This is a genomic window from Winogradskyella ouciana (assembly GCF_009709615.1).
Classification (GTDB): domain Bacteria; phylum Bacteroidota; class Bacteroidia; order Flavobacteriales; family Flavobacteriaceae; genus Winogradskyella; species Winogradskyella ouciana.
In genome coordinates, this window is the sequence record NZ_WJYA01000009.1 from 119,099 (window position 1) to 142,337 (window position 23,239).

Genomic DNA, 23,239 nt, shown 5'->3' on the forward strand with positions numbered 1-23,239 from the left:
TCAAAATATTTTCTTTTGGTCTAGCCACCAATAGTTATTGAAAAACTTTCACCATCTCTCTGGCCTTTTCTAGGTCTATAACGCTCTTGCATTTCCTTGGCTTTTTTCTCCATGATTTTCTCATATTCCTCCTGTGAAACCTCTTTACCTTTAGTCGGTTCAGCTATTTCTACCTTTTCTTCTGGGTTCAAAACAATTTTACTACAGATAATGGTTAACTTACCATCATGCACTTCTAATATTAATCCAGGTAAACCTTGGTAATTATCCGGACCATTGTTTATTGGAATTTGTGGTGCATACCAAGCTGTTACTGTACGCTCTTCCATTTCTGGTTCTTTATCTAGATCACTTTCTTTTTCCTCATCATCCGTACTCACAACAACCCTAGGCTTTTCTACCATTTTGGTGTACGTTGCTTTAAAGCATTGATACTCTCCTATGAACTTAGTTTCAGACTCTAGCTTCCACTCAATAGGCTCTATTTCATCTTTAATGAGAAAAAGCTTGCCAAAAGTATCTCTCAATTCGGCATAACGGTTTTCCTTTGTGTTTTTATAGAGCACATCATCTCCGCCTCCATTGCCCATAACCACAATTTGGAAATCTCCTCCACCAACTTGCGGCTTACTCAATTCCTCTTCTTGTTTGTAGGTTGAAGCTTCTCGGTTAAAATCTAGGTGGTATGTTTTTTGAAATTGCTTTTTCATCATCTCTACCATCTTGGCATGCATCTCGTCATTTACCTGAGTGCTATCCATTTTAATGTCGATATCTCGATGTGTCTTGTAGGTTGCCACACCCTGAAAATCTTGGGCGTGCAAACCTGTTACGCTAAGCGCTATTGCTACGACTAATGTTCTAATAATTGTTGTCATTTTGATTGAATTTTATAAATGTTACAATACAAATATCTACAATCTACACTTTTCTGAGCGTTAATGAACGTTAACGTGTGTTAACCAATGGTCAATAATTAAACTTTAACATTTACTTTTGAAATATGAACGATAAACGATATCAATGGATACTGTACATAATTATTGCTGTGATAGCTATCACTATTGGTATTCAGGTGTTTTGGAATTACAAGAACTACCAAACCAATAAGCAGCAATTAATCAATGATGTGCAGATAAGTTTGGATAAAGCCGTAGATGATTATTATGCTGCCTTAGCTGAACGCACCACACTTAACTTTTCGTTAATCAATAATTACATTGTTGATTCATTAAATCCAGAGACGGAAATTTCAAAACTTCTCAAAAAAATTGACCATCCTTCCAAAGGGCTAAAAAGCATAGACTCTTTAAAAACAAATAATTACAAAAGCTTCACATTTATAGACACTAGAGAAGCCGATTCTGCAGTCTTTAGCTATCATACGGATCACCAAACTATTAACGAAGACTCATTTAAACTTAGAGTTGGCAATTATAAATTCATTGACAGTATAAGCCCTTCAAGTTTTGAGTTGCTTACATCTAAAGTCGTCGTTGCAATAAGTAATGATTCTTTAGACTTAAAAAAGGTAGATAGCTTAATGAAAATTGAATTTGAAAGAAAAAACATTAACATACAACACAAGCTCTATTTTGATAAAAATTTACCCAATAAAAATTTTGAACCAATTATCCATACAGCAAGAGACTCTGTCCTTAAACATATGGACATTCTCAGCACCACATCAAAATCGACTTTTTTACCTAAGGGCAGTTCGCTAAGACTATATTTTTTTAATTCTACTTCTACCATTTTAAAACGAAGCTTAACAGGTATATTAATATCAACAATATTGGTAATTGCAGTGATAAGCTGTCTGTTTTATCTACTGCGCATCATAAAACATCAAAAACAACTCGCCGAAGTAAAAAATGATCTTATCAGTAATATTACTCACGAGTTTAAAACACCTATTGCCACTATTGGAGTCGCCTTAGAAAGTATCAATAATTTTAATGCTATTGAAGACAAAGAGAAGACAAAAAAATACATCAAAATGTCCTCTGAACAATTAGGTAAGCTCAACCTAATGGTTGAAAAGCTACTGGAAACGGCAACTTTAGACAGTGATAACCTAGAATTAAACAAAGAGTCGATAGATTGTGTCGAGTTGCTTAACTCGCTAGTTAATCGTTACAAAATTCAATATCCAGAGAAAGAATTTAATACCAGTTTTAAGGTCGAAAGCTTAAAGGCCAACGTTGATGTCTTTCATTTTGAAAATGCCTTAAATAACGTTTTAGACAATGCCGTTAAATATGGTGGAGAGCTAATTTCCATTGATTTAATTCCAAAAAAAAATATGTTTGACATCCTTATTTCGGATAACGGAAATACGCTATCCAAAGACAATAGAGAACGTATTTTTGAAAAATTCTATCGTGTACCAAAAGGTAATACGCACGATGTAAAAGGTTTTGGAATTGGCTTATATTATACAAAAACCATTATTGAAAAGCACAATGGTTACATCTCTTTAGATTTAAACAAAAACTTAACGACCTTTAAAATTACACTTCCAAATGGTTAGTAAAATAAAATTATTATTAGCCGAAGATGAATCTGCACTAGGGCAAATTATAAAGGAAAGTCTCGAAACAAGAGATTTTGAAGTCATTTTATGCGACAATGGTGAAAAAGCTTTTGAAAAATACAAATCTGAATCGCCAGAAATTTTAGTGTTAGATGTTATGATGCCGAAAAAAGATGGCTTTACTCTAGCAAAAGAGATTAGAGCTATAGACGACACTATTCCTATTATTTTTTTAACCGCAAAATCGCAGACTGCAGATGTGGTTGAGGGTTTTTCAATTGGCGGCAACGATTACCTTAAAAAGCCATTTAGTATGGAAGAGTTAATTGTTAGGATTTATAATTTGTTGAGCCGTACTAAAGTTCAGAAAGCGTCAAAAATTTTAGAAATTGGAAACTATATTTTTGATTTCCCTAAACAACGACTTCAATTTAAGGATGAAGAAACCATTCAACTTACGCACAGAGAAGCGCATCTTCTTTTTCATTTAATAAATAATAAAAATCAAGTACTAGACCGCTCAGTCATACTCAATAAACTTTGGGGAACGGATGATTTCTTTTCGGCACGTAGTATGGATGTCTTTATCACTAAACTGCGTAAAAAACTAAAAAAGGACGAAACCATTCAGATTATAAATGTTAGAGGGTTTGGTTATAAATTGACTGTTTGAACATTGTAGACTTTTCAAGTTTTAAAAACCTAATACTCTAGCAAGAAAGTGGTTCAATTTTTGTACTTTTCTCGTTCGTATGAGAGCGCCTATTTATATCTTTTTTTTATTTAGTGTTTCATTGTTCTCCCAAGAACAAATTTCAGCTAGCATTATGGATTCAACATCCATTAAAGTCGAAAGGATTTTTGGCGTAGATACTTTTGGCACACTATATTACTCAACTGAAGATCATACGTTTCACAAAAAAGCAAAAGACACTACTATTACCTATTCCAATTTTCAACTTGGTGAGATTACGTCTGCAAACACTTTTAACCCTTTAAAAATCAATCTTTTTTATCGAGATTTCAATACTGTTATCATTTTAGACAACCGATTGGCCGAGATTTTTAAGATTGACTTTAACACCGTGCAGCCTTATAAAAATGTTAGCTTTGTTTCTACAGGCTTTGACAATACGCTTTGGATTTTTAATCAAGATTTACAGCAGTTAGAATTATATGATTACAAAACTAATAAAGTACGATTAAAAACGGTGCCAGTGCAGTCCGACGTATTGGACCTTAAAAGCGATTATAACAATTGCTACATGCTTACCGAAAACTACCTTTACGTTTACAGTTACTTCGGAAGTTTAATTTCTAAACACAAAAATGAAGGTTACGAGAGTTTAGCTTTTAGTAAAGCATATTTAATTCTAAAAAAAGAAAATTCATTACATATTTTATCAAAGACGGGTAATAAAATTCAACCGATTAAGCATCCATATTTGTTAATAAATCAGTTTTTGGTAACCAATGAAACCTTGTATATTTACGACGACGAAATTCTACGTCGATACCAACTTAAACTAGAATAAATTATGCATGTTGCTGTTGCAGGAAATATAGGAGCTGGAAAAACTACGCTCACAAAATTACTAGCCAAACATTACAAATGGGAAGCACAATTAGAAGACGTTGTTGACAACCCTTATTTAGATGATTTTTACAATCAGATGGAACGTTGGAGCTTTAATTTACAAGTCTATTTCTTAAACAGTAGATTTCGTCAGGTCAACCAGATTCATAATAGTGGAAAGGATATTATACAAGATAGAACCATCTATGAAGATGCGCATATTTTTGCACCCAACCTTCATGCCATGGGATTAATGACCAATCGCGATTTTGAAAATTATTCCTCTCTATTTGAGTTGATGGAATCGTTTGTAAAAGGTCCAGATTTATTGATTTATTTACGTAGTACTATCCCAAATCTCGTTAACCAAATCCATAAACGTGGTCGCGATTACGAAAACACCATTAGCATAGATTACCTAAGCCGATTAAATGAGCGTTACGAAGCTTGGATTACCAAATACGACAAAGGCAACTTACTTATTATAGATGTAGACCATCTAGATTTTGTGGCTAATCCTGAAGATTTGGGTGGCATTATCAATAAAATTGACGCACAAATTCATGGTCTGTTTTAATCTTATGAATTAAGTAACACAATTTCAGTTTAAATAGTTTTATTTTTACATCAATGAAATTGTACAATTCCAAATTTTACCATCGTGACCTATCGTGGCTACGCTTTAACCATCGTGTGCTACAAGAAGCAACTGACAAGAGAAATCCGCTTTATGAACGCATAAAGTTTCTAGCTATTTTCTCTTCAAATCTTGATGAATTTTTTAGAGTAAGGGTTTCAGACATTAGGCAAATTAAAAGTTTAAAAAAGCCTTTAAGAAAAAAACTTATTACTAAACCCAACAAGGTTTTAAAGGAAATTAAAAAGCAAGTCCACAAGCAACAAGAGGAATTTGGTCATATATTTAAGAATGAAATAATTCCAGATTTAGAAAAAGAAGGTATTGTTTTAATTGACTACCATGCGTTTACCGATTCTCAAAAACAAATTGCAAAAACCTATTTTGAAGAACAGTTAAAACCTCTTTTAGATCTAGAAAATTCATTTCATAAGAACCCGGAGTCTATTTTTGTTGAAAATGAAGCATCCTACTTAACTACTCTATCGAATGGAGAACTTCAACTCGTAAAAATCCCAGATTCCGAGCCTCGATTTTTTACGTTTCCTACAAAAAACGGCAAGCACTTCACCACCTTTATTGACGATATTTTAAAATACAATCTCGGCGAAAACCATCCTGAAGATGAAGTCACTTACTATGCCTTGAAAATTTCACGTGATGCGGAATTATATATTGAGGATGAGTTTTCAGGAAATTTAATGAATAAGATTAAAAATTCGTTACCAAAAAGAGATAAAGGTCAGCCCACAAGAGTTCTCATCGACAAAAGAATGCCAGAGGAATTTCAGGAGGTATTGAAAGAGGCCTTGGATGTTTACAATGCGGACTTGGTTATGGGTGGCAGGCATCATAATTTTAAGGATTTCTTTGCCTTCCCTAATCCTACTGAAAAAGATTTATCGTTTAAAAAACTAGAGCCATTACCGCATCCTATACTATCAAGTACAGAAAATATTTTTGATGCAATAGATAAAAAAGACCAATTACTCCATTATCCTTATCAGCAATTTGATTCTGTAATTAATTTGGTTGAAAATGCTGCAGAAGATGCAACGGTAACTACCATTAAAATGACGCTCTATAGATTGGCAGACGAATCTCGATTAAATACTGCCATTGCCAAAGCTGCAAATAACGGAAAAGAAGTCATTGTCTTTATTGAAATAAAAGCCAGATTTGATGAGCAGAACAATCTTAAATGGGGTAATATTTTCAAAAAAAATGGTGCTACGGTAATCTATAGCTATCCTGATATAAAAGTTCATTCTAAGATTTTATACATTGAACGGGTAGTAAATGACAAGAAGAAACGCTACGCTTATATTAGTACAGGAAATTTTAATGAGAAAACTGCAGAGCTCTATACGGATTATGGACTTCTCACAGCTCATAAAAAAATAACCAAAGATTTAAACAAAGTATTTTTAGTTTTACAAAAGGTTACTATAGTTCCCAAAACCAAAAGACTTTTAGTTTCCCCTTACACTACAAGAAACAAGCTTGAAAAATTAGTTAATGCAGAAATAGAGCATGCTAAAAATGGTAACAAGGCCTATATAATTTTGAAGATGAATAGCCTACAAGACAAATCCATGATTGAGTATCTTTATAAGGCAAGTAATGCCGGAGTGCAAATAAAGCTAATCGTTAGAGGCATCTGTAGTCTTGTGCCAGGCATTAAAAATCAAAGCGAAAATATTGAGATTATAAGTATTCTAGATCGATTTCTAGAACATGGACGTGTTTATATTTTTGGTAATGGTGGTGACGAAAAAATTTACATAGGTTCTGCAGATTGGATGACCAGAAACCTAACCCATCGTATAGAAGTACTGACACCTATCTACGATAAGGATGTGCATAAGACCTTAAGAGACTTAATAGAAATACAGTTAAGTGACAACACAAAGGCCAGAATTATAGATGCTGAACAGAAAAATGAATACGTCGACAATTCCAAAAAAAAGGTAAGGGCACAATATGCTACTTATGAGTATTTTGAGAATAAGCTTTAATAAACAAGCTATTGTATAAATCCATTTTTTCTGGCATGGTCAATGGCTTGAGCACTTTTTTCAACCATTAAAACTTGCGTGGTTTTATAGTTTTCTATCAACCCTTTTACCCTTATCATTTTTTTCTTATGCTTCACACTTCTTAAATAAATGGCTAGTATCCTATCTGGAAACTCTTCGGCAATCTCCATGTATATATCTGGATCGTGCTCACCACTATCACCAATTAAAATAAAAGGTAAATCAGGATAAGTTTTTAGAAGATTAAGAATTTCCTTTTGCTTTTGTGGCTTTTCATCCAAAGATTTTCTTTTCAAGAAATTACTTAGACTTCGTAATAAAATTGGCCCCTTAGGAAAATTGTTCTGTCTCAAAAATAATTCTAGATAACGATATAAATTCCATGGGCTGTGGCTTACATAAAAAATCGGGTTTGCATTTTTTCCAGAAGCTCCTCTGTGGAGTCTGTGATAGAAATCAGCTGCACCTTCTAACGGACTTCTATTTTTGGCGTGTTTAAAAATTGAATTGTAAACCACTTTCCACTTTAACATAGAAACTACACCTGTATGCAAAATGGTATCGTCTATATCACTGGCAACACCAAATTGTGAGGTAGTGGACGGAATTAATATTTCACCAGGAAACCTATTTTCATTCTGTATGGTTCGTTTAATATTGACATCACTGTACGAGAGCTCAAAAGACAGCCATCCTTCTTCATTGGTCAGTTTCTTTAAATCTTGGAGATTTGCTTCGACTTTGTAGTATCCATCATTGTCCGTAACTCCCTTTAAAATTTTATTATTGGGTAGCTTAATATTAATATCAACATTTTTGATTTCATCGGTTTCAAAACGTTTCCATGTATTAACAATAAGGTGCCATATATGCTGGTCTTCCAGGTCAATAGATTCGTCCTCCAAAGCTCTTCCACGCGCATAGAAATGCGAATCCGTGCCATAACCCTGAAATGCAATTATTTGTAATGGATCTTTTTTTAACCAGCCCAATGAAATCAAATTTTAAAAATTTCAAGATACTAAAATCCGCATATACGAAATAATAATACAAACTAAATAACTTAATAAATGTTAAAAATTATCGAAGTTATCTAAGTTCATAATTTTTCAAAGTATTTTAGTAGCAACACAAACATCAAGAACTATACTCAAACCATCTCAATTCATGAAGAATCTTATTCTCCTTCTATTTTTTTGCCTATCATTCTGTTTTTTAAATGCTCAAACTGCTAGAGAAAGTAGTACACCAACACCCAACTATAGAGCCGCTGCTAAATACTCACCAACTAATTTAGGGAAATTGGTTCACTCTACTTCTGTTAGACCACATTGGTTAAAAAATGGGAATCGTTTTTGGTATCAATACAAGACTACTGAAGGTTCTAAGTACTACATCGTTGATGCCGATAAGCGAAGCAAAAAAGAACTGTTTGACAATGAAAAAATGGCCAGATGGCTTACCGAAATAACCAAAGATCCTTATGACGCAAAGCATTTACCACGCTTTAATTTTGAGTTTGTAAAAAACGAAACTGCGATACGGTTTTATGTTACCTCAACTGAAAAAGTAGAAGAAGAAAAAGAAGTTGAAGACGAAGGTGAAAATGGAGAAGAAGAAACCGATTCTACTAAAACCAAGAAAAAGAAAAAGGGTAAACCAAAAATGGTAAATAAAGTTTATCATTTTGAATATGTTCTTGGCAGTAATAACTTAACTGTTTTAAGCAATAAAAAGAAAGGTAAAGAAGAGTGGAAAAAATGGGCAAACATTGCTCCTGACAGTTCTGTAGTCTTGTTCTCAAAGAACTATAATTTGTATTGGATGGATAAAGAGAACTTTCTGAAAGCCGTTGAAAACGAAAAAGACAGCACAATAGTTGAAAACCAATGGACTACAGACGGAGAACTATATTATTCTTATGGAGGAAGTAGCGGAAGAGGTGAAACCAACGAGTCCATGAAGAAAAACAAAGACAAACGACAACGTATTTATGGTCTATGGTCACATGATTCTAAAAAGTTTGTGTTTCAACGAACAGATTCAAGACACATAAATGAGTTATGGGTTATCAATACCACGGCGAGCAAAAGACCAACTTTAGAAACCTATAAATATCACATGCCAGGTGAAGATGAATTTTACAAAACCGAACTTCATGTTTTTGATATGCCCACCAAAAGTAGCTTACAGGTTCAATTAGATACAGTAAAACAGCAAAGTGTCCAAGTCTATCGCGAACCCTTGAAAAAATCAAATTACGATGATGATTTTAACCCTGCCTTGCTGCTCTCAAAAAAAGGAAAAATTTATTATAACACAATCAGTAGAGACCGAAAAAAGCTCGATATCTGTGTCGCTGATATAAATACCGGAGAATCTAAAGTATTGATAGAAGAGCGATTTAATACCTATATAGAATCACGTCCCTTAGTATTATTAAATGATGAAACAGAAATGTTGCATTGGGCAGAACGCACAGGCTGGGCACATTATTACCTCTATGATATTAATGGAAACTTAAAAAATCAGATAACTAATGGTTCTTTTCATGTTGAACGTGCTATTGGAGTAGATGATGAATCACGTACACTTTACTTCACAGCTCATGGTATACCAAAAGACCAAGATCCATATTACGAACATTTATATAAAGTTAATTTAAATGGGACTGGCTTGAAAGCACTGAATCCTGGTAACTTTAACACAAGAACAGATATGGCTGACTCCAATGGTTTTTTTGTTAGTAATTATTCAAGGGTAAATACAGTACCAAAATCAGAATTGAGAAACAGTGCAGGCAAGGTAGTTTTGGAATTAGAGGAAGCTGATTTGTCACAACTTATGGCTACAGGTTATAAGTTTCCAGAGCCTTTTAAAATGAAAGCTGACGACGGTATTACGGATATTTACGGAGTAATGTATAGACCTTTTGAAATGGATTCTACTAAAAAATACCCTTTACTGGAATATGTATATCCAGGCCCTCAAACTGAAGCGGTCAATAAATCTTTCTCTGTACGTATGGATAGACTAGACCGTATGGCACAGGTAGGATTTATTGTTGTAACCATGGGTAATCGTGGTGGTCATCCTGATCGTTCTAAGTGGTATCATAATTATGGTTACGGGAATTTAAGGGATTATGGTTTGGCAGATAAACGTCATGTAGCAGAGCAGTTAGCGGATAAACATGATTTTATTGACATTGAAAAAGTTGGAATCTACGGACACTCTGGTGGTGGTTTTATGAGCACCGCAGCTATTTTGGTTTATCCAGATTTCTTTAAAGCAGCTGTGTCTTCAGCTGGTAATCATGATAATGCTATTTATAATAGCTGGTGGAGTGAAACGCACCATGGAGTACAAGAAGAAACTGATGAAGATGGTAATACCAAATACAAGTATATCATAGACAACAATCAATCACTTGCCGATAACCTAAAAGGAAGGTTAATGTTGATTACGGGAGATGTAGATAATAACGTTCACCCTGGTGGTACAATTAGAATGGCTAATGCTTTAATAAAAGCCAACAAGCGTTTTGACTTTATGTTGATGCCAGGACAGCGTCATGGTTTTGGAAGTATGACGGAATACTCATTTTGGCTAAGAGCAGATCATTTTAGCAAACATCTTTTAGGAAAAGAAGCTACTGAAGTAGATATTACGGAAATAAACAGGGATAAACCTAAAACTAAATCCTAGTATTAAAAAAACCAGGATTCAGGCCAAAGGAACATAACTAGTAATCCGAAAGCGATTGTGAGTCCAAAAGAAATAATAATCCATTTCATTATTTCTTTGGCACCAAGCACTATGGCCATAACTCCTTTAAAGAGCATATTAGAGAGTCCTGCCAATAGTATAAGTTTCCACCCTACGGTAGCTTTTAGAGTTCCTTCCTTTATCAATTGGGATAATGATAGTGTTATGGCGTCAACATCTGTTAAACCACTTATTATTGAAATAATATACAATGCATTATTTCCAAATTTTTCTTTGGTAAATGCTACAGCCAAGAGTATAAAACCATAGAGCAATCCAAAAACCAATGCACTTTTAAACTGTGCTGGGTTTTTAGGTTCAGGCATTTTTTCTTCTTCTGAATCTTTTTTATTGATTAGATAGAAAAGAGCGACTGCAGTCAACGCCATAAAAATAATTACTGCTCCTATAGGTACAGCAATAATATTGAGGTACTGCGGAATAACTACACCGACTTCAAACAAAACTCGCACAAAAGATATGGCTGATGCTGTGACAATTACAAACACAGCCGTTTTGCTAATTGACGCATTATCTGCAGTTTTCCTCGCATAACTAACCGTCGTTGCCGTACTGCTTATTAAACCACCCAAAATACCATTTGAGATCACGCCTACCTTTTTCCCTACGAACTTGTAAATGAAATAACCTACGACACTAATCCCAACAATGAGTGTAACCATTAACCAGATATTCCGAGGATTGATAACATCGTAAGGCCCAAAGGTTTTATCAGGAAGAATTGGCAAAATGACTAAACTTATACCAGCCAAAGTCATTATTGCAGATAAATCTTTCTCCTTAAGATTTTCTATAAATTCGTGTAAATGTTCTTTAACATACAATAAAATGGCAACAGAAGCACCTATAAGAACACCAATAAGTTGACTTCCCATAACAAGATAAGCACCAACGGCAAACATCAATAAAGCCGCAACCTCTGTAGTTTGACCAATGTCTGCTTGATTGAGTTTTTTAAGTTTTATATAATTAGCCATCAAAAGCATTGCCGCCATGCACAAGCCCAACACAGGTAAAATAAAAGGATTATCAAATTCTAGAGTTAATAAACCTGAAACGGTACCTAGAACTGTAATAAGCGTAAAGGTACGCACACCTGCCATATGGTTATCAGTTTTTTCACGTTGCAATCCAACCAATAGCCCTAAACCAAAGGCAATACCTAATGTCGATAAATCTGAATAATCCATATGTCTTTTTTGGCTATTAGAAAATTACACATTTCTGACGAAATTTAGAGCAAATCCAAAAAACATCTCGTTTCAATAACTAAATTTATTAACGTAAACGATAAAAAAAAAGCCTCATCAATTGATGAGGCTTTAAACTATAAACTGGTCAGTAATAACTATTAGTTATTTACTTCTTCCTTTACTTCTTTAATTACTTTTTTGACTTTCACCTCTACATCATCCGAAACTTCATTCATGGCGTCTAGTTTAGCTTCAACCTCTTCTTTAGTACCTTCAAAAGTTTGAGTATCTGTTGATTCTTCACCGTTTTCAGAAGTTACAGTGGTCACAACAGCTTTAACGGTTCCGTCATCATTGCTTTCCATATTTACCTTTACTTCCTTAGATATTTCCATTTTTTCAATGTTCATATTATTAGAAGCATAAGCAGACAAATCGTCTGAAGATAATGCAATACTTGGAGCTATTACTAATGCCACTACAGACATCAACTTCAATAAGATATTTAACGAAGGCCCAGAAGTATCTTTAAATGGATCACCAACGGTATCACCTACAACAGCCGCTTTATGAGCCTCTGTTCCTTTTCTGCCTTCTTCTTCAATAGTCTTCTTAGCATTATCCCAAGCACCACCTGCATTCGATTGGAAAATTGCCATAAGCACACCACAAGTTGTTACACCTGCTAAAAGCCCACCTAACATTTCAGCACCTCCAATAAAACCAACTGCTACTGGAACAACGATTGCCAGTAAACCTGGTAATACCATTTCCTTAATTGATGCTTTTGTAGAAATATCAATACATTTTCCATAATCTGCAACACCATCTGCATCATCAAATATTTTTCTATCTGCTTCAGATGCTTTAGACATGTCACTATCGTATTTACGCATTACTTCTAAAGCAGCCTTTAATTGTGGAATATCTCTAAACTGACGACGAACTTCTTCAATCATTGCCATAGCAGCACGACCAACAGCATTCATGGATAATGCTGAGAATACAAATGGTAGCATACCACCAACTAATAATCCAGCCATAATTTTTGGTTGAGATACATCAATAGCAATTACTCCAGCTGTCTGCATAAAAGCGGCAAATAATGCCAATGCCGTTAATGCAGCAGAAGCAATTGCAAAACCTTTTCCAACAGCCGCAGTTGTATTACCAACAGCGTCTAATTTATCTGTACGCTCACGAACTTCACTCGGTAATTCTGCCATTTCAGCAATACCACCTGCATTATCACAAATTGGTCCATAAGCATCTACAGCCAATTGAATACCTGTATTTGCTAACATACCTACAGCTGCGATTGCGATACCATATAAACCAGCAAAATGATGAGAAATAATAATAGCTGCAGCTATTAAAATAATAGGAATAGCTGTTGACATCATCCCAACACCTAAGCCTGCTATAATATTAGTTGCACTACCAGTTTCTGATTGTTTAACAATAGACATTACTGGCTTTTTACCTGTAGCAGTATAATATTCGGTTATTTTCCCAACAGCTAAACCAGCTATTAAACCAGCTATTACAGCAATAAACACTCCTAAAGATGTATACTCTACTCCATTTAAATTAAATGTCTCTGGTATAAACTCTTGAATTAGGAAGTATGTTGCAACAGCCATCAATCCTGCTGAACCAAATTCTCCAATATTTAAGGCTGTTTGAGGGTTTCCTCCATCTTTTACTTTTACAAAAAACGTACCTACGATAGACATTATAATCCCAACAGCACCAAGAACTAAAGGTAAATATACCGCTCCTAAGCCATCAAAATTAGGAGTTATAATAACAGCACCTAATACCATAGTACCTATAATAGAACCAACATACGATTCGAATAAATCTGCTCCCATACCAGCAACATCACCTACATTATCACCAACATTATCTGCAATTGTTGCAGGATTTAAAGGGTGGTCTTCTGGAATACCAGCTTCTACCTTACCAACTAAATCAGCACCTACATCAGCCGCTTTTGTATAAATACCTCCACCAACACGTGCAAACAAAGCAATTGAAGATGCACCTAAAGAAAATCCTGAAAGTACATTTAGTACCATACCTAAATTTTCTGATCCAGGCCACATACTTTGATATATTGCAAATAAGCCACTTAATCCTAAAATACCTAAGCCTACAACACCTAAGCCCATTACAGACCCACCTGCAAAAGCAACTTCTAATGCTCTACCTAAAGACGTTCTCGCAGCTTGTGTAGTTCTAACATTTGCTTTAGTAGCAACTTTCATCCCAATAAATCCAGCCAAAGCTGAACAAATCGCTCCAACTATAAATGATATTGCTACCATCCAGTTTGAGCCTTCTTCATTACTTCCCTTAAAGAACAATAACACCGCTACTGCTACTACAAAAATTGCTAAAACTTTATATTCAGCTTTTAAAAAGGCCATTGCACCATCAGCAATGTTTTTGGCTATACGTGCCATTTTATCACTTCCTTCATCTTGTTTGTTTACCCAAGCACTCTTAATGAATACAAATAGTAATGCCAAAACTCCAAAAGCTGGCAAACCTTTAATTAATAATTCCATATTGATATGTGTTAGTTAAGTTAATTTTTTAACGTTGCCAAAAATAGAAAAATATACCTGATAAAAAAAGCCACCTTAAATTAAAGGTGGCTCAACACTATTGATGTTATACTATCAATATCGTAATTATATTGTGAAAGTTCTGTTTTTCTTATGTTCACTAGCTTCGTAACGGTCTATACATTTGTTAAGAATATCGTAAGCCTCTTCTGCATTTCCCCAACCGCCAACATCAACTTTCTTTTTCTCTAAATCCTTATAAACCTGAAAGAAATGGGTAATCTCTTTCATTCTGTGCGGATTTAAATCCATAATATCCATGTAGCTGTTCCAAATAGGATCGCTTACAGGTACACACACCAGTTTCTCATCTGGCCCTTTTTCGTCTGCCATATGAAATACACCAATTGGTTTTACTTCCATAACACACATGGGAAATGTAGGTTCAGATCCCATTACCAAAACATCTAAAGGATCACCATCTAATGCCAAAGTTTCTGGTATAAACCCATAATCTCCTGGATACATCATTGATGAAAATAACATTCTATCGAACCGTATTTTATTTAACACAAAATCATATTCGTATTTGTTACGGCTACCTTTTGGTATTTCTATTAATACATCGAAGGTCAGTTTTTTAGGCTTAGTCATATTCTCTATTTTTTTAAGGGGCTGCAAATATATAACTTAGATACAGTTATACCTAATGAAAACGCAAATAGTGAAGAGGGTTAAAAGTAGAATCCAAAACTTCCTGTTACACCGAATTTTCTAGCATCAGGATTATCTAAATAGTTACCTCTAAAATTAAAATCTATCCGTAATATCTTAAAGATATTTGCGACTCCAAAACTGTACTCGTAGTATACTTTAGAGTCTGGCGCAACCAGTGGAAATTCTACTGGATTTCCAGTAGTGCTTAATGCAATATTCTCATCTGACAATTCTCCCCAAACACCTCTAATACTTGCAATAGCCCTTAAATTGTATTTTTTTAAGAATGGAATACGAGAGAACAATCGTCCATTAAAATTATGCTCTATATGCATCGATGTGTAGGTGTCGGTTACGAACTCATAAAAATCGAGTTGAGAGAATGTATTATAAATTGAAAAATACGTTTGATTACCTGGCACAACACTTAGCAAAGCCAAAGGCACTTCACCAAAGGTTTTACCCATTTCTATGGATGTGGTTAAACGACCAAAGCCTCCAACCTGCCATGGTTGTATATATGAGAACTGTAGTTTTGTATAATCAAAATCGCTATCAAACCAATCACGATCACCTCTGGTAACCTGCGCAAATAGTTTTGCGAAATTATCATTCTTTGTTTTTCGTTCTACACCAAAACCCGTCATTTCTCGTTTTGGATAAAAGTTTAGTGAGAGTCGAGTTTCAAACTGTTTTACTTCAGAGGAGATTCCTGTAGGTGATTCAGGATCATTAAAATCTAAGCTAAAAGTTGGTGATGCTGATCGTACATTTCTAAAACTTCCGTCTAGACGCACCACAAAATTTCGGGAAGGCTCAATAGACATACCCAAATTGGTCAACTTTATATTGCTGAGTTTATCATTAGCTCCTGTATTTATAACTGAAGATGACGCTAAACTTCTTCCCAGCACATCCGTAGAACTTGTTAAACTTGCTCCAATTTGCTCCACATCCCTTCGCGTACCACCAAATAAGGTCAATCGGCTTTTTTCATCCAACAACCATTTACCTGATAAACCGTATTTAAACTTATTGTCTCTAAAGCCGTATGCCAAAAACCCTTCGAGTCTCCATGGGTCATTTGGACCAAAATACGTTCTTCCGCCAGTTCTTAACCGTAAACCCTCTACTTCGTTAAAACCAAAAGTTGAAAAGATCGGTCCATAATCGAAATTTATACTTGGAAACTCCACATAGCCAGAAGCCAAAATGCTCCCTATATTATAAAGTCGCTTAAATTTTTTTACAGTTTTAAGCGTATCCAACATTTTATAGACACCTTTTTCATCTTTATTTAACGCTTCTAGCCTGTTCTTTTCCCAAAAATCATCTTCCCTATTATAAACATCTTTATCATAATTATAAACTTCTTTGTCATAGAAATCTTCATCCTTTGGCTGGTTAAATTGATAGTTATCGTATAGAGTTGTTCGTTTTCCATAAACACCTCTAGACTTTTCTTTTTTGTTTAATGCAAAATCCGACAGGAAATAATCACGTTTAATTAAGAACACAGAATCGTTCAGCACCTCAAATTCTTGTTCAATATAAATCTCTTTAACCCAATTAATATTGGCGCTTTTTGAAGCCTGCATATTAATTTCTTTTATCGCATAGGTAGAATCGTTAACCCAAAAGTCTCCTTTAAAGGTCAACTCATTTTTTCGTCTAGGATAATAGATAATATTATAGCACCATTTATTGTCGATGTAAGCACTGTCTGAAAGTACATAATTGTAGGTTTGGACACCTGTTCTACTCAATGGGCTAACAAAACTCTTGTCAAAAAACTTTAGGTAATTATCGTATACATTGTAGTCTGAATATAAATCGTCAACAAAGTCTATTATAACCTGGTTGTTACTAAACCCAGAGTTCTTATTACCCAATAAATTCTCTCGTTTTTCATTAAGGATATTATCACCATAAACTTTTTTTACAGACTCATTTAAAAAGATTGGTAAGTATGTTTTACCTGTTACAGAAGATGTGTCCACTTCTTCAAACACAAACTCCATACCCTTAAAAAGTTTACTTTTAATCAGCGAACTATCTATAGTATTGAGATCAAACTCTACTTTTTCATATTGGTCATACTGATACTGCTTAAATTGACTCAATCCATTTTGTCGTTTACGTTCCCATATTTTTTGCAGAATACGAATCGCAGGATTTTCAGAAGCTTTTTTAGATTGCTTTCCTGTTACAATAACCACCTCATCTAAAGACGAAGCCTCTTCTTTTAGAATAAATTTTAAATCGTAGTTAACTTTTTTAGTAAGTGGAACTTCTAGAATTTCGAAACCAATGAAGGACACTATTAAGGTTTCCCATGTTTCATCAGATTCTAAATAGAACTTTCCATCTTCATTGGTTATGGTTCCTTCTGTTGAGCCTTTGAATAGTACATTAGCAAAAGGAATTGGGTCGTTGTTTTCATCATAGACATAACCACTCACTTTCGTTTGAGCAAAAGCCGTTATAATTCCAAAAAACAAAAAGAGTATAAGTAGTTTCTTTTTCATAATAAAAAAACTTCATCAACTATTGTGCAAAACTTACACTTTACTTGATGAAGTTTATATAACGCAAAAAGTTGCGCTTTATTTGTACATAACTTTTTTCACCGCTTTTATAACGTCTTCACTATTTGGCAACCATTCTTCTAAAAGCACAGGTGAATATGGTGCTGGTGTATCAGCTGTATTTATTTTTACTACAGGAGCGTCCAGGTAGTCAAAAGCCTCTGATTGCACTAAATACGTAATTTCGGTTGCCACATTACCAAAAGGCCAGGCTTCTTCTAAAACCACTAATCTATTTGTCTTTTTTACAGACTCCAAAATAGCTTTTCTATCCATAGGACGAACAGTTCGTAAATCTATGATTTCACAAGAGATACCTTCTTTTTCTAATTCGTCTGCCGCTTTGTAAGCTTCCTTTATAATTTTCCCGAAAGACACAATAGTAACATCAGTCCCTTCGCGTTTAATATCCGCTACACCAATTGGTAAAACATATTCTCCTTCTGGCACTTCACCTTTATCTCCATACATCTGCTCACTCTCCATAAAAATCACAGGATCGTCATCTCTTATTGCAGCCTTTAATAAGCCTTTGGCATCGTAAGGATTGGATGGTACGATTACTTTTAAACCTGGAGTATTAGCGAACCAATTCTCAAATGCTTGCGAGTGCGTTGCTCCCAATTGACCTGCGGAAGCCGTTGGACCTCTAAAAACAATAGGGCATTTAAACTGTCCACCAGACATTTGTCTAATCTTTGCCGCATTATTTATAATTTGATCAATTCCAACTAAAGAGAAGTTAAAGGTCATATATTCAACGATTGGGCGATTTCCTGTCATGGTAGACCCAATAGCAATACCTGCAAAACCAAGCTCCGCAATAGGTGTATCTATAACTCGCTTCGCACCAAATTCATCTAACATGCCTTTAGACGCTTTATAAGCACCATTATATTCTGCCACTTCCTCACCCATAAGATAAACGCTCTCATCTCTACGCATTTCTTCGCTCATGGCTTCACAAACGGCCTCTCTAAATTGAATTGTCTTCATACTCTTGTTCTTAAACGAAAAACAAAAGTAAGCATAATTGAAAAACTAAATAAATCAAAATTCTTTAAAATTTACTATGCATGCATAGTAAATATTCAAAATAAAATAATTACCTTCGTATCCGCAATATTTAGGGCTATTTTTTACACTAAAAGTTAAAAATAATACAGATTAACAACCATTATGTTGCGAAAACGTTTTAGTGTAAAGGAATTACAATTTAAAAATTAAATAATATAAAGAATATGAAGATTTTAGTATGTATTAGCCATGTACCAGATACAACTTCAAAGATTAATTTTACTGATGGTGACACCAAGTTCGATACCAATGGTGTACAGTTTGTGATTAACCCAAATGATGAGTTTGGCTTAACACGTGCTATGTGGTTTAAGGAAAAGCAAGGTGCTAGTGTAGATGTCATTAACGTAGGTGGAGCAGAAACAGAACCAACGCTAAGAAAAGCTTTGGCTATTGGTGCTGACACTGCAATTAGAGTTAACACTCCTGCTACAGACGGTTTTTCTGTAGCTAAACAATTAGCGAATGTGGTAAAAGAAGGTGGTTACGATTTGGTAATAGCTGGTAGAGAATCTATTGATTATAATGGCGGCATGGTACCAGGAATGTTAGCTGCAATGATTGATGCAAACTTCGTTGCCAATTGCATCGGTTTAGAAGTTGACGGTACAAGTGCCAAAGCGGTTAGAGAGATTGATGGTGGAAAAGAAACCGTTAGTACGTCTTTACCTTTAGTTATTGGAGGACAGAAAGGATTAGTTGAAGAGAGTGATCTTCGTATTCCAAATATGAGAGGTATAATGATGGCGCGTAAAAAACCATTGAATGTGGTTGAGCCTACCGATGTCAGTGCTGAAACCAAATCAGTAAGCTTTGAAAAGCCAGCTCCAAAAGGCGCTGTTAAACTGGTTGAGCCAGATAATTTAGATGAATTAGTGAACTTACTTCATAACGAGGCTAAAGTGATTTAAAATAAATTCCAAAAAAATCAAACTCTAAATTCCAAAATGATCACTTTGGGATTTGGTGCTTTAAATTTTAAACTTGATAATATTATGTCAATACTAGTATATACAGAATCAGAAAACGGAAAATTTAAGAAAGCAGCTCTAGAGGTTGTATCTTATGCTAAGGCCATTGCAGACCAAATGGGAACTTCGGTTACTGCCGTAGCTGTCAATGCAGATAACGCTGATAGCTTAGGGAATTACGGAGCATCCAAAGTGCTTTCAGTAAAGAATGATGGTTTAGGTAAATTCAATGCCAAAAAATATGCTGCTATTTTAGAGCAAGCTGCAAAGCAAGAAGATGCTAAAGTTGTAGTCGTAAGCTCTAGCGCAGATAGTAAATATTTAGCTCCACTTTTAGCGGTTGAATTAGATGCAGGTTATGTTTCTAACGTCGTTGAAGCACCATCAAGCACATCTCCTTTTACAGTAAAGCGTACTGCTTTTACTAACAAAGCTTTTGCTAATACCGAAATTACAACTGATGTAAAGGTTGTTGGGTTATCTAACAATTCCTTTGGTGTCATTGAATCTGGGGGCAGTGCTTCTGTAGAAGATTTCTCTCCATCAATTCCTGAATCTGGGGTAAGTGTGGAGTCAATTGATAAAGCAACTGACAAGGTAAGCATTGCTGATGCAGAAATCGTTGTGTCTGGAGGAAGAGGTCTTAAAGGCCCTGAAAACTGGGGAATGGTTGAAGAACTTGCAGAAGTTTTGGGAGCAGCAACGGCATGCTCTAAACCCGTATCGGATTTAGGCTGGAGACCTCACAGTGAGCACGTAGGGCAAACAGGTAAACCAGTGGCTTCTAACTTATATATTGCCATTGGTATCTCTGGTGCCATTCAGCACTTAGCAGGTATCAACGCCTCTAAAGTAAAAGTTGTAATTAATACAGATGCTGAAGCGCCTTTCTTTAAAGCTGCTGATTACGGAGTTGTTGGTGACGCCTTTGAAGTTGTACCAAAACTAACAGAAAAATTAAAAGCTTTTAAAGCAGAAAACGCATAATTTTAGTAACTTGTAATATTCATAAGGACTGTTTAAATTGGCATAAAATCGAAATCTGCTAAAGCAGTTTGGTAAAGTCCTAATTTAAACAGTTCTTTGTGTTTTATAAATTATGAGCTTAGTTCGTTTAAATATTAAAGGTATTTCTTACAGCCAAACCCAAAATGGTGCCTATGCCTTAATTCTTAATGAAGTTGATGGTGACCGTAAACTACCTATAGTTATTGGTGCGTTTGAAGCTCAATCTATTGCCATTGCCCTAGAAAAGGAAATTCGTCCACCAAGACCGTTAACACACGATTTATTTAAAAACTTTGCAGACCGTTTTGACATTGTGGTGAAGCAGGTTATTATTCATAAATTGGTTGATGGTGTCTTCTACTCAAGTTTGATTTGTGAGCGCGATAAAATTGAAGAAATCATTGATGCCAGAACCAGTGATGCTATTGCTTTAGCATTGCGTTTTCAAGCACCAATTTTTACTTATAAAAACATCTTGGACAAAGCTGGTATTTATCTTAAAGTCAATCCGAAAAAAGAAGACGAGGAACAAGATAGTATTCTGGTTGATGACATTATTGCCGAAGAAATTGAAGCGGCAGCAAGTGAGCAAGAAAGCTATAAAGACAAATCCCTAGAAGAACTACACAGTCTCTTAGATGAAGCCGTTAATAATGAAGATTATGAAAAAGCTGCCAAGATAAGAGACGAAATTTCTAAGCGCTAACTAACATAACCTTTATGAATCATTTTTTCAGAGCCCTGATTGCTATTTTTATTGGACTTTCATCAATTACGGCACAAGAGCTTGAAAAGACATGGCAATTTGAAGCCATAGAGAATTCAGAAGGCAACTCACTTTTTAATATATCTGAAAACGATAGCATTGTTTTTAACAAAGGGGAATTTCAATATAATCTTGAAGCTAAAGATAATCTTGAAGCCTCAGGTGATTATATTTTTCAGAATAATCTCTTAGTATTTTATTACAACAAACCTAATGATACTATAAGACGCTATAAAATTCAGGAATTAACGGACTCTACTCTTGTTTTTTCTGAAAATGGCACTTCTTATAAGTTTAAAACACTTGCCTCAAACGAAGTAGAAGCCATCGTTAATGAATTAACGGATTCTGACATTATCCCTAGTCAAGGTTTCTCTTTCAATAGTTTGTGGCGTGGTATTTTAGGAATGATTACCTTAATCTTCATCGCTTTTTTATTCAGTAGCAATAGAAAAGCTATTAACTGGAAGACTGTCGGTATTGGATTAGTGTTTCAACTTATTATAGCCATAGGAGTTCTTAAAATTGGATTTATCAAAACAATTTTTGAGTTTGTTGGTAAAATTTTTATTAAGATATTAGGCTTTACTCAAGCTGGTAGTGAGTTTCTATTTGGTGGTTTTATGGATGTAAACTCTTACGGTTTTATATTCGCCTTCCAAGTATTACCAACTATATTATTCTTTTCAGCATTAACTTCTGTATTATTTTATTTAGGCATTATTCAAAAGGTAGTAAAAGCTATGGGATGGCTACTCACTAAACTATTAGGCATTTCTGGGGCAGAGAGTCTAAGTGTTGCTGGTAATATCTTTTTAGGTCAAACTGAAGCACCTTTATTAATTAAGGCCTATTTAGAAAAAATGAATAAGTCAGAAATTCTCTTGGTTATGATTGGCGGAATGGCAACCGTTGCTGGCGCTGTTTTAGCTGCATACATTGGTTTTTTGGGTGGAGATGATGAAGCGTTAAAACTTGTTTACGCTAAGCATTTATTGGCAGCTTCTGTTATGGCAGCTCCTGGCGCTATTGTCATTTCTAAAATACTATTTCCACAGACAGAAAAGATTAATACAGATGTATCTGTGTCACAAGAAAAAATAGGATCAAATATCCTAGAAGCTATAGCAAATGGTACTACAGAAGGTTTAAGGCTTGCAGTTAACGTTGGTGCAATGCTTTTGGTTTTTGTAGCCTTTATAGCTATGATAAATTATGGATTTGGGAAAATTGGTTCAATTGGAGGGTTAAATAATTGGATATCAGACAACACACCATATAAAAATCTTTCGCTCGAGCTTATTTTAGGTTATGTTTTTGCGCCACTAATGTGGCTTATTGGTGTGGCTAAAGAAGATATGGCACTCATGGGACAATTGCTTGGCATCAAATTAGCTGCCAGTGAGTTTGTAGGTTATATTCAATTAGCAGACTTAAAAAACGTAGCCAATGCTACACATCTCACCTACGAAAAGTCAATTATTATGGCTACTTATATGCTATGTGGTTTTGCTAATTTTGCATCAATAGGTATCCAAATTGGCGGAATAGGGTCTTTAGCACCAGGTCAGCGCAAACAACTTTCTAAATTTGGCATGAAGGCTTTGATTGGTGGTACCATTGCATCTTTGATTTCTGCGACTATAGCAGGAATGATAATTGGGTAATCCCCTTTGTCCTGCGGACATTTCCCCTAAGGGAAAAATAAACACTCGTTAATAACTTTTGATATTTGTTACTAGATATTTCGATTCAATAAGTATCATTTT

General features: G+C 34.8%; 17 protein-coding genes. 10 read left to right on the forward strand and 7 right to left on the reverse strand.

The annotated features are described in order from the left end of the window. Window positions 1–20: 20 nt before the first annotated feature. Entirely contained in the window at window positions 21–878 is an 858-nt protein-coding gene (locus F1003_RS14460; protein WP_155090146.1) for a GLPGLI family protein, read from the reverse strand. Window positions 879–1,003: 125 nt separating this feature from the next. Between F1003_RS14460 and F1003_RS14465 the strand changes: the two genes are divergently transcribed. The 5 genes from F1003_RS14465 to ppk1 all read left to right on the forward strand — a co-directional run bounded on the left by F1003_RS14465 (window position 1,004) and on the right by ppk1 (window position 6,767). Next, complete coding sequence (locus tag F1003_RS14465; protein WP_155090147.1) at window positions 1,004–2,533, forward strand: sensor histidine kinase; 1,530 nt, start codon at window positions 1,004–1,006, stop codon at window positions 2,531–2,533. Continuing rightward, window positions 2,526–3,209, forward strand: a complete 684-nt coding sequence (locus F1003_RS14470; protein ID WP_155090148.1) for a response regulator transcription factor — start codon at window positions 2,526–2,528, stop codon at window positions 3,207–3,209. Before F1003_RS14465 ends, F1003_RS14470 begins: the two co-directional genes overlap by 8 nt. A 154-nt stretch (window positions 3,210–3,363) precedes the next feature. Then, window positions 3,364–4,071, forward strand: a complete 708-nt coding sequence (locus F1003_RS14475) for a hypothetical protein (protein ID WP_235898390.1) — start codon at window positions 3,364–3,366, stop codon at window positions 4,069–4,071. Between the two features lie 3 nt (window positions 4,072–4,074). Next, window positions 4,075–4,689, forward strand: coding sequence for a deoxynucleoside kinase (locus F1003_RS14480; protein ID WP_155090150.1), 615 nt, complete (start codon window positions 4,075–4,077; stop codon window positions 4,687–4,689). Window positions 4,690–4,742: 53 nt separating this feature from the next. Continuing rightward, window positions 4,743–6,767 carry a polyphosphate kinase 1 gene (gene ppk1, locus F1003_RS14485; RefSeq protein WP_155090151.1) on the forward strand — a complete coding sequence of 675 codons (2,025 nt, stop codon included), beginning with the start codon at window positions 4,743–4,745 and terminating at the stop codon, window positions 6,765–6,767. A gap of 8 nt (window positions 6,768–6,775) precedes the next feature. Here the strand turns inward: ppk1 and F1003_RS14490 are convergent, their stop codons facing one another. Next, entirely contained in the window at window positions 6,776–7,780 is a 1,005-nt protein-coding gene (locus F1003_RS14490) for an App1 family protein phosphatidate phosphatase (RefSeq protein WP_155090152.1), read from the reverse strand. 175 nt (window positions 7,781–7,955) lie between these two features. Here F1003_RS14490 and F1003_RS14495 point away from each other — a divergent pair, with 175 nt between their 5' ends. After that, on the forward strand, window positions 7,956–10,496 hold the full coding sequence (locus F1003_RS14495; protein WP_155090153.1) for a S9 family peptidase: 2,541 nt from the start codon (window positions 7,956–7,958) through the stop codon (window positions 10,494–10,496). Between the two features lie 2 nt (window positions 10,497–10,498). Here F1003_RS14495 and F1003_RS14500 read toward each other — a convergent pair whose 3' ends face one another. From F1003_RS14500 to F1003_RS14520, 5 genes are all read right to left on the reverse strand, one after another. After that, window positions 10,499–11,767, reverse strand: coding sequence for an MgtC/SapB family protein (locus F1003_RS14500; protein ID WP_155090154.1), 1,269 nt, complete (start codon window positions 11,765–11,767; stop codon window positions 10,499–10,501). 161 nt (window positions 11,768–11,928) lie between these two features. After that, on the reverse strand, window positions 11,929–14,343 hold the full coding sequence (locus tag F1003_RS14505) for a sodium-translocating pyrophosphatase (protein ID WP_155090155.1): 2,415 nt from the start codon (window positions 14,341–14,343) through the stop codon (window positions 11,929–11,931). A gap of 126 nt (window positions 14,344–14,469) precedes the next feature. Next, complete coding sequence (locus F1003_RS14510; RefSeq protein WP_155090156.1) at window positions 14,470–14,997, reverse strand: inorganic diphosphatase; 528 nt, start codon at window positions 14,995–14,997, stop codon at window positions 14,470–14,472. Between the two features lie 80 nt (window positions 14,998–15,077). Continuing rightward, window positions 15,078–17,588: a DUF5686 and carboxypeptidase-like regulatory domain-containing protein gene (locus tag F1003_RS14515; RefSeq protein ID WP_155090157.1), complete on the reverse strand. Its 2,511-nt coding sequence runs from the start codon at window positions 17,586–17,588 to the stop codon at window positions 15,078–15,080. 78 nt (window positions 17,589–17,666) lie between these two features. Next, window positions 17,667–18,644, reverse strand: a complete 978-nt coding sequence (locus tag F1003_RS14520) for a pyruvate dehydrogenase complex E1 component subunit beta (RefSeq protein WP_155090158.1) — start codon at window positions 18,642–18,644, stop codon at window positions 17,667–17,669. A gap of 245 nt (window positions 18,645–18,889) precedes the next feature. Between F1003_RS14520 and F1003_RS14525 the strand changes: the two genes are divergently transcribed. The 4 genes from F1003_RS14525 (at window position 18,890) to F1003_RS14540 (ending at window position 23,137) form a co-directional block, all read left to right on the forward strand. Next, entirely contained in the window at window positions 18,890–19,636 is a 747-nt protein-coding gene (locus F1003_RS14525; RefSeq protein ID WP_155090159.1) for an electron transfer flavoprotein subunit beta/FixA family protein, read from the forward strand. Between the two features lie 84 nt (window positions 19,637–19,720). Next, window positions 19,721–20,683 (forward strand): electron transfer flavoprotein subunit alpha/FixB family protein, encoded by a 963-nt coding sequence (locus tag F1003_RS14530; RefSeq protein WP_155090160.1) that lies wholly within the window; start codon window positions 19,721–19,723, stop codon window positions 20,681–20,683. 112 nt (window positions 20,684–20,795) lie between these two features. After that, window positions 20,796–21,410 carry a bifunctional nuclease family protein gene (locus F1003_RS14535; protein ID WP_155090161.1) on the forward strand — a complete coding sequence of 205 codons (615 nt, stop codon included), beginning with the start codon at window positions 20,796–20,798 and terminating at the stop codon, window positions 21,408–21,410. A 14-nt stretch (window positions 21,411–21,424) separates the two neighbouring features. Next, window positions 21,425–23,137: a nucleoside transporter C-terminal domain-containing protein gene (locus F1003_RS14540; RefSeq protein ID WP_155090162.1), complete on the forward strand. Its 1,713-nt coding sequence runs from the start codon at window positions 21,425–21,427 to the stop codon at window positions 23,135–23,137. Window positions 23,138–23,239 lie beyond the last annotated feature (102 nt).

What these genes read in the sequence shown, in the direction of transcription:
- F1003_RS14460 (WP_155090146.1), bottom strand. Translation starts at nt 878, where the DNA reads ATGACAACAATTATTAGAACATTAGTCGTAGCAATAGCGCTTAGCGTA.
- F1003_RS14505 (WP_155090155.1), bottom strand. Translation starts at nt 14,343, where the DNA reads ATGGAATTATTAATTAAAGGTTTGCCAGCTTTTGGAGTTTTGGCATTA.
- F1003_RS14525 (WP_155090159.1), top strand. Translation starts at nt 18,890, where the DNA reads ATGAAGATTTTAGTATGTATTAGCCATGTACCAGATACAACTTCAAAG.
- F1003_RS14495 (WP_155090153.1), top strand. Translation starts at nt 7,956, where the DNA reads ATGAAGAATCTTATTCTCCTTCTATTTTTTTGCCTATCATTCTGTTTT.
- F1003_RS14515 (WP_155090157.1), bottom strand. Translation starts at nt 17,588, where the DNA reads ATGAAAAAGAAACTACTTATACTCTTTTTGTTTTTTGGAATTATAACG.
- F1003_RS14510 (WP_155090156.1), bottom strand. Translation starts at nt 14,997, where the DNA reads ATGACTAAGCCTAAAAAACTGACCTTCGATGTATTAATAGAAATACCA.
- F1003_RS14540 (WP_155090162.1), top strand. Translation starts at nt 21,425, where the DNA reads ATGAATCATTTTTTCAGAGCCCTGATTGCTATTTTTATTGGACTTTCA.
- F1003_RS14500 (WP_155090154.1), bottom strand. Translation starts at nt 11,767, where the DNA reads ATGGATTATTCAGATTTATCGACATTAGGTATTGCCTTTGGTTTAGGG.
- F1003_RS14480 (WP_155090150.1), top strand. Translation starts at nt 4,075, where the DNA reads ATGCATGTTGCTGTTGCAGGAAATATAGGAGCTGGAAAAACTACGCTC.
- F1003_RS14530 (WP_155090160.1), top strand. Translation starts at nt 19,721, where the DNA reads ATGTCAATACTAGTATATACAGAATCAGAAAACGGAAAATTTAAGAAA.
- F1003_RS14475 (WP_235898390.1), top strand. Translation starts at nt 3,364, where the DNA reads ATGGATTCAACATCCATTAAAGTCGAAAGGATTTTTGGCGTAGATACT.
- F1003_RS14465 (WP_155090147.1), top strand. Translation starts at nt 1,004, where the DNA reads ATGAACGATAAACGATATCAATGGATACTGTACATAATTATTGCTGTG.
- F1003_RS14470 (WP_155090148.1), top strand. Translation starts at nt 2,526, where the DNA reads ATGGTTAGTAAAATAAAATTATTATTAGCCGAAGATGAATCTGCACTA.
- ppk1 (WP_155090151.1), top strand. Translation starts at nt 4,743, where the DNA reads ATGAAATTGTACAATTCCAAATTTTACCATCGTGACCTATCGTGGCTA.
- F1003_RS14520 (WP_155090158.1), bottom strand. Translation starts at nt 18,644, where the DNA reads ATGAAGACAATTCAATTTAGAGAGGCCGTTTGTGAAGCCATGAGCGAA.
- F1003_RS14535 (WP_155090161.1), top strand. Translation starts at nt 20,796, where the DNA reads ATGAGCTTAGTTCGTTTAAATATTAAAGGTATTTCTTACAGCCAAACC.